The organism is Enterobacter cloacae complex sp. ECL411 (assembly GCF_021869665.1).
Taxonomy (GTDB): domain Bacteria; phylum Pseudomonadota; class Gammaproteobacteria; order Enterobacterales; family Enterobacteriaceae; genus Enterobacter; species Enterobacter intestinihominis.
The window spans coordinates 4677531-4690362 of sequence record NZ_CP091486.1 but is presented as its reverse complement, the minus strand read 5'-3'; the positions used below and the strand labels follow the sequence as shown (position 1 = coordinate 4690362).

11 protein-coding genes are annotated in these 12832 nt (G+C 53.2%); 5 read left to right on the top strand and 6 right to left on the bottom strand.

The window, feature by feature from the left end:
- The first annotated feature begins 17 nt into the window (after positions 1 to 17).
- A complete protein-coding gene (gene dsbA, locus L3069_RS22445) occupies positions 18 to 641 on the top strand; it encodes a thiol:disulfide interchange protein DsbA (protein ID WP_038416958.1) in 624 nt (207 codons plus the stop codon).
- A 21-nt stretch (positions 642 to 662) separates the two neighbouring features.
- Here dsbA and L3069_RS22440 read toward each other — a convergent pair whose 3' ends face one another.
- On the bottom strand, positions 663 to 1571 hold the full coding sequence (locus L3069_RS22440) for an acyltransferase (RefSeq protein WP_022649857.1): 909 nt from the start codon (positions 1569 to 1571) through the stop codon (positions 663 to 665).
- Between the two features lie 441 nt (positions 1572 to 2012).
- Between L3069_RS22440 and polA the strand changes: the two genes are divergently transcribed.
- Entirely contained in the window at positions 2013 to 4805 is a 2793-nt protein-coding gene (polA, locus tag L3069_RS22435) for a DNA polymerase I (protein WP_032626913.1), read from the top strand.
- A gap of 311 nt (positions 4806 to 5116) precedes the next feature.
- On the opposite strand, the gene yihA is transcribed toward polA, so the two are convergent.
- Positions 5117 to 5746: a ribosome biogenesis GTP-binding protein YihA/YsxC gene (yihA, locus tag L3069_RS22430; RefSeq protein WP_003861913.1), complete on the bottom strand. Its 630-nt coding sequence runs from the start codon at positions 5744 to 5746 to the stop codon at positions 5117 to 5119.
- 191 nt (positions 5747 to 5937) lie between these two features.
- On the opposite strand from yihA, the gene L3069_RS22425 reads away from it, so the two are divergent.
- The 3 genes from L3069_RS22425 (at position 5938) to hemN (ending at position 8404) form a co-directional block, all read left to right on the top strand.
- Positions 5938 to 6165, top strand: coding sequence for a hypothetical protein (locus tag L3069_RS22425; RefSeq protein ID WP_022649855.1), 228 nt, complete (start codon positions 5938 to 5940; stop codon positions 6163 to 6165).
- Between the two features lie 161 nt (positions 6166 to 6326).
- Complete coding sequence (gene yihI, locus L3069_RS22420; protein WP_022649854.1) at positions 6327 to 6842, top strand: Der GTPase-activating protein YihI; 516 nt, start codon at positions 6327 to 6329, stop codon at positions 6840 to 6842.
- Positions 6843 to 7030: 188 nt separating this feature from the next.
- The gene (gene hemN, locus L3069_RS22415; protein WP_032626916.1) at positions 7031 to 8404 is read left to right on the top strand and encodes an oxygen-independent coproporphyrinogen III oxidase; all 1374 of its coding nucleotides are present in this window, start codon (positions 7031 to 7033) and stop codon (positions 8402 to 8404) included.
- A 100-nt stretch (positions 8405 to 8504) separates the two neighbouring features.
- Here the strand turns inward: hemN and L3069_RS22410 are convergent, their stop codons facing one another.
- The 4 genes from L3069_RS22410 to glnA all read right to left on the bottom strand — a co-directional run bounded on the left by L3069_RS22410 (position 8505) and on the right by glnA (position 12777).
- A complete protein-coding gene (locus L3069_RS22410) occupies positions 8505 to 8615 on the bottom strand; it encodes a YshB family small membrane protein (protein ID WP_017382667.1) in 111 nt (36 codons plus the stop codon).
- 111 nt (positions 8616 to 8726) lie between these two features.
- The gene (gene glnG, locus L3069_RS22405; RefSeq protein WP_038416956.1) at positions 8727 to 10139 is read right to left on the bottom strand and encodes a nitrogen regulation protein NR(I); all 1413 of its coding nucleotides are present in this window, start codon (positions 10137 to 10139) and stop codon (positions 8727 to 8729) included.
- Positions 10140 to 10150: 11 nt separating this feature from the next.
- Positions 10151 to 11200, bottom strand: coding sequence for a nitrogen regulation protein NR(II) (gene glnL, locus L3069_RS22400; RefSeq protein WP_003861923.1), 1050 nt, complete (start codon positions 11198 to 11200; stop codon positions 10151 to 10153).
- Between the two features lie 167 nt (positions 11201 to 11367).
- On the bottom strand, positions 11368 to 12777 hold the full coding sequence (gene glnA / locus L3069_RS22395; protein ID WP_003861925.1) for a glutamate--ammonia ligase: 1410 nt from the start codon (positions 12775 to 12777) through the stop codon (positions 11368 to 11370).
- Positions 12778 to 12832 lie beyond the last annotated feature (55 nt).

The following is a 12832-nucleotide window of genomic DNA, read 5'->3' as shown; positions in this document are numbered from 1 at the left end:
CCAGGAGAGAGTTAATCATGAAAAAAATTTGGCTGGCGCTGGCTGGTATGATTCTGGCATTTAGCGCAACTGCTGCGCAGTTTACCGACGGTAAGCAGTACATTACGCTGGACAAGCCTGTAGCTGGCGAGCCTCAGGTGCTGGAGTTCTTCTCCTTCTACTGCCCGCACTGCTACGAGTTTGAGCAGGTACTTCATGTTTCTGACAACGTGAAGAAAAAGCTGCCGGAAGGCACCAAAATGACGAAATACCACGTTGAGTTCCTTGGCCCATTGGGTAAAGATTTGACTCAGGCATGGGCGGTTGCGATTGCGCTGGGTGTGGAAGATAAGATCACCGCGCCTATGTTTGAAGCCGTACAGAAAACCCAGACCGTACAAACTACGGCAGATATCCGTAAAGTGTTTGTTGATGCCGGTGTGAAAGGTGAAGACTACGACGCTGCCTGGAACAGTTTTGTGGTGAAATCTCTCGTGGCACAGCAGGAAAAAGCTGCCGCTGACTTCCAGTTGCAGGGCGTGCCAGCGATGTATGTTAACGGTAAATACCAGGTAAATATGCGTGGTATGGACACCACCAGTATGGATATCTTCGTACAACAGTACGCTGATACCGTGAAACACCTGATTGAGATGAAGTAACAAACATAAAGAAAACGCCGGTCATTGACCGGCGTTTTTGTATGAAGATTTTAACTCCGCTATCTGTTCGTCTTTCTCTTTCCAGAGTGTATTGAGCCAAAGCTGGAAACGACGTTTGAAGTTTTTATCGTTAACGTAATCACCGTGCAGTTCCGTATCGATGGGCAACAGATCAACGCGGACTACGATACGCGTCAGCTTGCCGCTGAGCATATCGTAGAACGGCGTCCTGTCGTTTTCCGGATAGCAGAGCGTTACGTTCAACAATTTATCAAACTGCTCACCCAGCACGTTGAGGGCCATTGCGATACCCGCTGCCTTTGGCGGCAACAGGTGCTGATACGGAGAGCGAGTCTGCTGGCGCTTCTCTTCGGTAAAGCGCGAACCTTCGACGAAATTAACTATGGTGGTGGGATGCGCGCGAAACTTCTCGCAAGAACGGCGCGTAGTTTCCACGTCCATACCGCGGCGTTCCGGATGACGAATCAGATAGCTGCGTGAATAGCGTTTCATAAACGGCATATCCAGCGCCCAGCAGGCCAGACCAATGAAAGGCACCCATGCCAGTTGCTGTTTCAGAAAGTATTTGTTCATCGGAATATGTTTGCGAAACAGCACGCACAATACAACGATGTCGGCCCAACTGTGATGATTGCAGATCAGCAGATACCAGTTCTTTTTATTCAGCTTCTCAAGGCCCTGCACGTCCCACTTTAACCAGGGGTTCAGATACAACAGGATCGCCAGCCCTTCACACCAGCAGTACATCATAAAATTACAAAAAGCAGACACTGCACGCCATACCGGAGGGACGGGCAGCAGGAGCTTAATTATTCCGGCAACGATGATTGGCACAGAACAGGCGATGGTAACCAGAATAGTTAAAATGACGCTTAGCAATAAGGTTATCGCAGCGAGTATTTTCGACATAATGAATTTTTTCAGATAGTTAGCTGTAATTAAGCAGCCGGCTATCCGGTGCTGGGCGCCGATCTTATCAGATATTGGCCCAGACCAGGGCGCTTTCACACGAAGAGGCTGCGGCTTTTCCTGCCATGCAGCGAAATTTTCTATATATAGACAAGGTGCTTACGTCTTATATCCACATAGACTAAATAACCATCAGCGGGATGGGATCTTAAGTGATCTAATTTCAAATTATTGATTTTATTTGATAAATAATTTTTCAGTATCAGTTTTATAGAACTGTTATTCACCTGTATTAAAAATATGCACAAACTTATCCACAGTTTGTTTTTGCGAGCGATCTTCACGATCGCAAAATCTTTTTCTGTATAAAGCGCTAAAACCTGATGTTTTCATCCTTCTGTGGCATCCTTTACCCATAAATTAATTAAAGGCACGGACATTATGGTTCAGATCCCAGAAAACCCACTTATACTCGTCGATGGCTCTTCTTACCTTTATCGGGCGTATCATGCGTTTCCTCCTCTGACCAACAGCGCAGGGGAACCTACCGGCGCAATGTACGGCGTGCTGAATATGCTGCGCAGCCTGATTCTGCAATACCACCCAACCCATGCGGCCGTGGTGTTTGATGCGAAGGGGAAAACCTTCCGCGATGAATTATTTGAGCATTACAAATCTCACCGTCCTCCCATGCCTGACGATCTGCGTGCGCAGATTGAACCGCTGCACGCTATGGTCAAAGCGATGGGGCTGCCTTTGCTGGCTGTCTCGGGCGTTGAGGCTGACGACGTTATTGGCACCCTGGCGCGCGAAGCTGAAAAGGCTGGCCGTCCGGTGCTGATCAGTACCGGTGATAAAGACATGGCGCAGCTGGTAACACCTGGGATCACGCTGATTAATACCATGACCAACACCATTCTTGGCCCGGAAGAAGTGGTTGCCAAATATGGCGTGCCGCCAGAACTCATTATTGATTTCCTCGCCCTGATGGGGGATTCCTCGGATAACATCCCTGGCGTGCCGGGCGTGGGCGAAAAAACAGCTCAGGCGCTGCTGCAAGGGTTAGGTGGGTTGGATACGCTGTACGCAGAGTCCGACAAAATTGCCGGACTTACCTTCCGTGGTGCAAAAACCATGGCCGGAAAGCTCGCCGATAACAAAGAGGTGGCTTACCTCTCTTATCAGTTAGCCACCATCAAAACCGACGTCGAGCTGGAGCTTACCTGCGACCAGCTTGAAGTGCAGGAACCCGCCGCAGAAGAACTGCTTGGCCTGTTCAGAAAATACGAATTTAAACGCTGGACCACGGATGTCGAAGCCGGGAAATGGCTTCAGGCGAAAGGGGCAAAAGCTGCGGCGAAGCCGAAAGAAACTATCGTTGTCGATGCCGAAGAGCAGGCAGAAGAAGCAGCGGCAGCACTCTCATTCGATAACTATGAAACCATCCTTGAAGAGTCGCAGCTCGTCGCCTGGATTGAAAAGCTGAAAAAAGCGCCGGTATTTGCGTTCGATACCGAAACGGACAGTCTCGATAACATATCTGCCAATATGGTAGGTCTGTCATTCGCGACGGAGCCGGGTATGGCAGCCTATGTTCCGGTAGCGCATGACTATCTGGATGCGCCGGAGCAGATCTCGCGCGAGCGCGCCTTAGAACTGCTGAAGCCGATTCTGGAAGACGAGAAAGCGCTTAAGGTCGGGCAAAACCTGAAGTACGACCGCGGTATTCTGCAAAACTACGGCATTGAACTGCGTGGTATCGCTTTTGACACCATGCTGGAATCTTACATTCTGGACAGCGTGGCGGGCCGCCATGATATGGATTCCTTATCCGATCGTTGGCTGAAACACAAAACCATCACCTTTGAAGAAATTGCCGGTAAGGGCAAAAATCAGCTGACCTTTAACCAGATCGCGCTGGAAGAAGCAGGCCGCTACGCCGCGGAAGACGCTGACGTCACGCTACAGCTGCATCTCAAAATGTGGCCGAAATTGCAGAAGCACGAAGGGCCGCTGAATGTTTTCCAGAACATTGAGATGCCGCTGGTGCCTGTGCTGTCCCGCATTGAGCGTAACGGCGTCAAAATCGACCCAACGGTGCTACATAATCACTCTGGCGAGCTGGCGCAGCGCCTGACCGAGCTTGAACAGAAAGCGCATGAACTTGCTGGAGAGGCATTTAACCTGTCGTCACCGAAACAGCTGCAAACCATCCTGTTTGAAAAGCAGGGTATCAAACCGCTGAAGAAAACGCCGGGCGGCGCGCCTTCAACCTCTGAAGAGGTGCTGGAAGAGCTGGCGCTGGACTATCCGCTGCCAAAAGTTATCCTGCAGTACCGTGGTCTGGCGAAGCTGAAATCGACCTATACCGACAAACTGCCGTTGATGATTAACCCGAAAACGGGCCGCGTACATACTTCCTATCACCAGGCTGTAGCGGCGACCGGGCGACTTTCGTCAACCGATCCTAACCTGCAAAACATTCCGGTGCGTAATGAAGAGGGCCGCCGTATACGCCAGGCTTTCATTGCGCCAGAGGATTATCTGATTGTCTCCGCAGACTACTCGCAAATCGAACTGCGTATTATGGCGCACCTGTCGCGTGACAAAGGCCTGCTGACGGCATTTGCCGAAGGGAAGGATATCCACCGGGCGACAGCTGCCGAAGTGTTTGGCCTGCCGCTGGACAGCGTGACAAACGAACAGCGTCGTAGCGCAAAAGCGATTAACTTTGGCCTTATTTACGGCATGAGCGCATTTGGCCTATCACGCCAGCTCAACATTCCGCGTAAAGAGTCGCAGAAGTATATGGATCTCTACTTTGAGCGCTATCCGGGCGTGCTGGAATATATGGAGCGTACCCGCGCGCAGGCGAAAGAGAAAGGCTACGTTGAAACGCTGGATGGCCGTCGTCTTTACCTTCCGGACATCAAATCCAGCAACGCCGCGCGCCGTGCTGGCGCTGAACGTGCTGCTATCAATGCCCCGATGCAGGGCACTGCGGCAGACATCATCAAACGCGCGATGATCGCCGTTGATGCCTGGCTGGAAAAAGAGAAACCGCGCGTGAAAATGATCATGCAGGTACACGATGAACTGGTATTTGAAGTCCATAAAGACGACCTGGAAAAGGTCTCTCAGAAGATCCATGAACTGATGGAAAACAGCATGAAGCTGGACGTTCCGTTGCTGGTGGAAGTGGGTAGCGGCGAAAACTGGGATCAGGCTCACTAAGCGTTATCGGAATAACGCGCGTTTTATGTAAGTAAGCAACATAAGTACGCGCGTTTTGTGACGATCATTAGAATTCCCTATGTAAAGAATGAAAAAAAACTACAAAAAGTGCTTTTTCAAGAGACAAAAAAAGAGTAGAGTTAACGACGTAGGGTACAGAGGTAAGATGTTCTATCTTTCAGACCTTTTACTTCACGTAATCGGATTTGGCTGAATATTTTAGCCGCCCCAGTCAGTAATGACTGGGGCGTTTTTTATTGCGGGAAGGAAAGTTTCGGGCGAAAAAAACGCGGTCATCGCCGCGCCTGTTGTTACTCTGCTTCCGCTTCTGTCGCCGGTTCCAGATCGTTAAACCAGCTGTCTAGCTTCTGTCGCAGTTTGTCCACACCCTGCTTTTTCAGCGAGGAGAACGGTTCAACCTGTACATCACCGTTGAATGCCAGCACCGCTTCACGCACCTTGTTCACCTGCGCCTTGCGCGCGCCGCTCGCCAGCTTATCCGCTTTTGTCAGCAGCACCAGCACCGCAATATCGCTTGCCACCGCCCAGTCAATCATCTGCTGGTCGAGATCTTTTAGCGGGTGTCGAATATCCATCAGCACCACCAGACCTTTCAGACACATGCGTTTTTCCAGGTATTCACCCAGCGCACGCTGCCATTTGATCTTCATCTCTTCCGGTACCTGCGCGTAACCGTAGCCCGGTAAATCGACCAGGCGTTTGCCTTCAGCCACTTCAAACAGGTTAATCAGCTGAGTACGGCCAGGTGTTTTTGAGGTACGCGCCAGGTTTTTCTGATTGGTCAGCGTATTCAGGGCGCTGGATTTTCCCGCATTGGAGCGGCCAGCAAATGCCACTTCAATCCCTGTGTCTGAGGGCAGGTGGCGAATATCGGGCGCACTGGTGACAAAATGCGTCTGTTGGTAGTTCCAGGTAGTCACGTGGTCGTCTCCAAAAATCGTAATCTGTGGGGGATTATACCTGAATGCGGGCAAAAGGCTTTTCCCTTCGTCATTGACGTGTAAGTGAAAGCCCTACGGAATGTAAGAGATCTGCCCTTAAGCGTATGAGAAATTTAAGAGAAATCGCAGGCACTAAAAAACTCAAAATATTAAAATTCAAAGAGTTATTAATGAGTAATTATCTGAAAATCCGGTTTAGTACCTTTTCGTTGCTTGTTAGTTTAAGAGAACAAGGTAAAGTGTGCGTCAAGGCGAGGATGCCAGCAGGAAAACGACTTAAGGATAAGGGTCAGGAGCGCCAGGAGGCGAAGACTCAGGATTGTCAGGACGACCGGCGCCTGGAGGCGTTTTTAACAGGAAACGGAACCGTATCACGGACGGTAGTAGCCAAGGGATAAACAGGGTTTGTTGAAGGCAAACAGGGAATGTCTGACCCGTTAAGGGTTGTGAGTCAGGAAAAAAGGCGACAGATTGCTCTGTCGCCTTTTTTCTTTGCTTGCTTTCTGCTAGATTTCGCCGCAATTCTATACTGAAGAAAACGACTTAAAGATAAAACATCATGAAAAAACCGACCTCCGCTGCGGGCGCGAAACGCCCTGCAAAAGCACGCCGCAAAACGCGCGAAGAACTGAATCAGGAAGCGCGCGATCGCAAACGCGATAAAAAGCATCGTGGCCATACTGCGGGTAGCCGTGCTAACGGTGGCGGTGCCGCAGGCGCTTCTGCAAAAGGCAAACAGCAGAAAGATCCTCGTATCGGCAGTAAAACTCCCATTCCACTGGGCGTGACAGACACGCCGGTCACTAAGCAGCACAAACCAAAGAGCGAGAAACCTATGCTTTCACCGCAGGCTGAGCTGGATATGCTGGAGAACGATGAGCGCCTGGATGCGCTGCTGGAACGTCTTGAAGAGGGTGAAACCCTGACCGCTGAAGAGCAGTCCTGGGTAGATGCCAAACTGGATCGCATTGATGAACTGATGCAGAAGCTGGGTCTGTCCTACGATGATGAAGAAGACGAAGAGGAAGACGAAAAGCAGGAAGATATGATGCGTCTGCTGAAAGGTGGAAACTAACATTTGCACCCGGCAGGTACACTCGTCCTGCTTATAACCCTTCCGGTTATATGTTATCTGGTGTGGTTATTCGTTAAACTACGGCGGTTGTCGCGGCGACAGAAGTGGCTGCGCACCCGAATGATGGCCCGCAACGGGACCAGAACGGGCCGCCGTATACGAACGCGACACCAACGGAAGGAGTGAGCATGTCTGTACCATCTATCGACTGGGATTTGGCCCTGATCCAGAAATATAACTATTCCGGGCCGCGTTATACCTCATACCCCACCGCGCTGGAGTTTTCTGACGCTTTCGGCGAGGCGGATTTTCAGCATGCTGTGGCGCGCTATCCCGAGCGCCCGCTGTCGCTCTACGTCCATATTCCGTTCTGCCACAAGCTCTGCTACTTCTGCGGCTGCAATAAAATCGTTACCCGCCAGCAGCACAAAGCCGATCAATACCTCGATGCGCTTGAACAGGAAATTCTGCACCGCGCACCGCTGTTTAAAGGCCGTCACGTCAGCCAGCTTCACTGGGGCGGCGGTACGCCAACTTATCTGAACAAAGCGCAGATCAGCCGCCTGATGGCGCTTCTGCGCGGCAATTTCAGTTTTAACCACGACGCTGAAATTTCGATCGAGGTCGATCCGCGTGAAATCGAGCTGGATGTGCTGGATCATTTACGCGCCGAAGGCTTCAACCGCCTGAGTATGGGCGTACAGGACTTCAACAAAGAAGTACAGCGCCTGGTCAACCGCGAGCAGGATGAAGCGTTTATCTTTGCCTTACTCAACCATGCGCGTGAAATCGGCTTTACCTCAACGAATATAGACCTGATTTACGGCCTGCCGAAGCAGACGCCGGAGAGCTTCGCCTACACGCTTAAACGCGTGGCTGAGCTCAACCCGGACCGTCTGAGCGTCTTTAACTATGCGCACCTGCCGACGCTGTTCGCCGCGCAGCGCAAAATCAAAGATGCGGATCTGCCTTCCGCCCAGCAGAAGCTGGACATTTTGCAGGAGACCATCGCCTCGCTGACCGAAACCGGCTATCAGTTTATCGGGATGGATCACTTTGCCCGCCCTGACGACGAACTGGCGATTGCCCAGCGCGAAGGTGTTCTCCACCGTAACTTCCAGGGATACACCACCCAGGGAGATACCGATCTGCTCGGAATGGGTGTCTCCGCTATCAGCATGATTGGCGACTGCTACGCCCAGAACCAAAAAGAGCTGAAGCTGTATTACCAGCAAGTTGATGAAACGGGCAACGCGCTGTGGCGCGGCATTGCGTTAACGCGCGACGACTGCATCCGTCGTGATGTGATTAAGGCGCTTATCTGCAACTTCCGTCTCGAATTCCGCGAGGTGGAGTCGCAATGGGATCTGCAATTCAGCGATTACTTTGCCGAAGACCTGAAGCTTCTTGCGCCGCTGGCGAAAGACGGGCTGGTGGATGTGTCGGAGAGCGCGGTGGTCGTCACGCCGAAGGGGCGTCTGTTGATTCGTAATATCTGCATGTGCTTCGATGCCTATCTGCGCCAGAAAGCGCGTTTACAGCAGTTCTCGCGCGTGATTTAAGTTGCAATGCCGGATGGCGCTTCGCTTACCAGGCCTACAACTCGCAACTATGTAGGCCGGGTAAGGCGAAGCCGCCACCCGGCTTTTCATCGACAGCTCGTTAGCTAAACAGCCCAACCAGTGCCGCACACAATACCGCCGCAACGGCAGTTTGTGGCGTGTGGCTTTCTGCTGCACCGCTCGAAAGCAAGGTCACTAATGATTCCAGCATGATGCACCCCCCCAGTTTCCGGGCACGATCATACAAAACTCATCGGAACAGTAAAGCGCAAAATAACGGCACTTTGCGCTCAATTAGTAACCTTTACACAGCGGAGTAAGATCACTCCATTCCCAGCTCTTTCAGCTTGCGCGTCAGGGTGTTTCGACCCCATCCCAACAGGCGAGCCGCTTCCTGTTTGTGGCCCTGGGTATGACGAAGCGCGGTGGTCAACAGCGTGCGCTCCATTTCAGGCTGTGCTTCAGAGAGCAAGTTTTGATGACCGGAACGCAGCGCGCGATCTGCCCACTGCGCCAGCAGCGTTGCCCAGCTGTCCGGCAACGTATGTCCTGAGGTGCTCTCGGGCACGGTGGCTTCAAACAGTTCTGCCGGTAAATCCTGAATCAGCACTTCCTGGCCGGCGGCCATCACCGTCAGCCAGCGACAGGTGTTTTCCAGCTGACGCACGTTGCCCGGCCACGCCAGACGGGTGAGGGCGGCATCCGTTTCCGGATGAAGCTGCTTGGCTTCCACGCCCAGCTCGCGGGCCGCCACCTGCAGGAAATGGCGCGCCAGACGCGGGATATCTTCCCGACGCTCGCGCAGCGGCGGCAGGTGGACGCGGATCACGTTCAGACGATGGAATAAATCCTCACGGAATTTCCCCTCTTGTACGCGCAGCTCCAGGTTCTGGTGCGTCGCGGCGATAATGCGTACGTCCACCTTCACCGGCGCATACCCGCCCACGCGGTAAAACTGTCCATCTGCCAGCACGCGCAACAGTCGGGTCTGTACATCCAGCGGCATATCGCCGATTTCATCCAGGAAAAGCGTGCCGCCGTCAGCCTGTTCAAAGCGTCCCTGACGAATGGTATTGGCTCCGGTAAACGCCCCTTTTTCGTGGCCGAACAGCTCAGATTCAATTAAATCCTTAGGGATCGCTGCCATGTTCAGGGCGATAAAGGGGGCTTTCGCCCGCGGGCTGTGGCGATGCAGGGCGTGTGCGACCAATTCTTTACCGGTCCCTGATTCACCGTTAATCAAGACGCTGATAGACGAACGCGACAGACGCCCGATGATGCGAAACACGTCCTGCATGGCCGGCGCTTCACCGATGATGTCCGTCGTCGGTCCAAAGTCGGGGGCATTGCGGGGCTGCTGTTGCTCCTGATAGTGGCTGATAGCGCGCTCAACCAGCGCAACGGCTTCGTCGATATCAAACGGTTTTGGCAGGTAATCAAACGCGCCCTGCTGGTACGCGCTGACGGCAGCATCCAGGTCGGAGTGGGCGGTCATTATGATGACCGGAAGCATAGGGTGGCGCTGTTTGATCTGCTTTAAGAGCGCCAGTCCGTCCATTCCCGGCATGCGAATATCCGAGAGCAGAACGTCCGGCGTTTTGGTGGTGAGTGCGTCGAGCACCTCGCTGCCACTCTCAAACGTCGTGCAGCTCAATCCCGCTCCTGTGAGCGCGCGTTCAAGCACCCAACGGATGGAGCTATCGTCATCGACTACCCAGACTATCCCTCGTTGCATAAACGTCACCTTTATTTTTTAATCGGCAGGAAAACCGAAAACTCGGTATGTCCCGGCCAACTGGTAAATTCAATTTTGCCGGAGTGTTGGTCAATCAAATTTCGGGCTATGGATAACCCCAGCCCGGTGCCGCCTTCGCGACCGCTGACCATCGGGTAGAACAGGGTGTCCTGGAGATGCGGCGGGATCCCCGGTCCGTTATCTTCCACATCAATACGTGCTGCCAGACGATAACGTACGCCGTGCAGCGTCAGCTGGAACGCGGTGCGGGTACGCAGAATAATTTCGCCACCCTCCGGGCCCAGCGCCTGCAACGCGTTACGCACAATGTTCAACAGCACCTGTTCAATCTGGTCCGGATCGTGCGCCAGCTCCGGCAGGCTTGGGTCATAGTCACGCACCAGCGTGACGTTATCCGGCAGCTCCATCGAGACGAGTTTCACCACCCGCTCCGCGACCTTGTGAATGCTTTCTGAAACGTGCATCCCTGGCTGCTGCGGCCCGAGCAGGCGATCGACCAGATTACGCAGACGGTCCGCCTGCTCAATAATGACGTTGGTATACTCCGCCAGGGCAGGGTCAGGCAGCGCTTTGGTCAAAAGCTGTGCCGCACCGCGTAAGCCGCCCAGCGGGTTTTTGATCTCATGGGCCAGCCCGCGCACCAGGTCGCGCGCCGCAATCTGCTGCGCATGCTGAAGCTGCTCCTGGCTGAGACGACGCTGGTTATCCATCGGCGCCATTTCCAGCAGAATCATGCCATCTGGCAGGCGCTGTGCGGTGAGGGACAAAATATGCGAGCGTCCGTCAATCACCAGTGTCACTTCGTTATCGGTGAAGCCCTGACCCGCCTGCAAACTCTCCTGCATCAGGCCAATATTCAGCGAGAAATAGCTCAGCAGTTCTGGCAGCGGCGTGCCAAACAGTTTACGGGCGCTTTGGGCGAGCAGCTGCTGCGCCGCCGGGTTGGCGTAATGCACCGCCAGCTCGTCGTCGACCAACAAAATACTGTTAATTAAAGAATTGAGGATCTGCCCAGCATCGGGCAGCGTGCCAGTTGCCATTCAGCAGTCTCCTGGAGTCGTTGCACTATTTTAGTGCAGTATAGCGTTTTAGAGGTAAAAAGCGCGTGAGATCAGGTTGTTGGTGGAGAAAAAAGCCCATCCGAAGATGGGCTAAAGTTTCCACGGCAACGACTCCCGACGCGTATGCGCCGGGTAAAACAAATCAATTAAACGCTGTAGTACAGTTCGAACTCAACCGGGTGCGGCGTCATGCGAACGCGGTCGTTTTCTTCGGTACGCAGCGCGATGTAAGCGTCGATAGCTTCATCGGTGAACACGCCGCCAGCGGTCAGGAACTCGCGGTCTGCGTCCAGCGCCTGGAGGGCTTCTTCCAGAGAGCCGGCAACCTGTGGGATCTCTTTCGCTTCTTCTGGCGGCAGGTCGTACAGGTTTTTGTCCATGGCTTCGCCCGGGTGGATCTTGTTCTTGATACCGTCCAGACCGGCCATCAGCAGTGCTGCGAAGCACAGGTATGGGTTAGCCGCCGGGTCCGGGAAGCGCACTTCGATACGACGCGCTTTCGGAGACGCAACCACCGGGATACGGATAGAAGCAGAACGGTTACGGGCAGAGTACGCCAGCATTACTGGTGCTTCGTAGCCAGGGACCAGACGCTTGTAGGAGTTAGTGGTTGGGTTCGCCAGGGCGTTGATCGCTTTAGCGTGTTTGATAACACCACCGATGTAGTGCAGCGCCTGCTCGGACAGACCCGCGTATTTGTCGCCAGAGAACAGGTTAGTGCCGTTCTTGGACAGGGACATGTGGCAGTGCATACCGGAACCGTTGTCGCCGAACATGGGTTTTGGCATGAAGGTCGCGGTTTTACCGAAACGGTGCGCAACGTTGTGCACAACGTATTTGTAGATCTGAATCTCATCCGCTTTTTTGGTCATGGTGTTGAAGCGGGTTGCGATTTCGTTCTGGCCAGCCGTTGCCACTTCGTGGTGGTGCGCTTCAACAACCAGGCCCATCTCTTCCATGATCAGACACATGGTAGAACGGATGTCCTGAGAAGAATCGACCGGAGGAACCGGGAAGTAACCGCCTTTCACGCCCGGACGGTGACCTTTGTTACCACCTTCGTACTTGGTGGAAGAGTTCCATGCGCCTTCGATGTCATCGATAGCGACGTGGGAACCAGAAATGGAAGCACCAAAACGGATGTCGTCGAACAGGAAGAACTCTGGCTCTGGCCCGAACAGAACGGTGTCTGCAATACCGGTAGAACGCAGGTACTCTTCAGCGCGTTTTGCGATGGAGCGTGGGTCACGGTCATAGCCTTGCAGCGTGCCAGGTTCCAGGATATCGCAGCGGATGATCAGCGTAGGTTCTTCGTAGAACGGGTCAATGAGCGCAGTGGTTGCATCTGGCATCAGAACCATGTCGGATTCGTTAATGCCTTTCCAGCCGCCAATGGAGGAGCCGTCAAACATTTTGCCTTCTTCAAAGAATTCGGCGTTCACCTGATGAGCAGGGATCGTGACGTGCTGTTCTTTACCTTTGGTATCGGTGAAGCGCAGATCAACAAACTTCACTTCATGTTCGTTCAGCATCGTCAAAACGTGTTCAGCGGACATACTTAACTCTCCAGATTGGTCATTGTCGTCGTGGTAACGAGGTCTTCAAATCGGC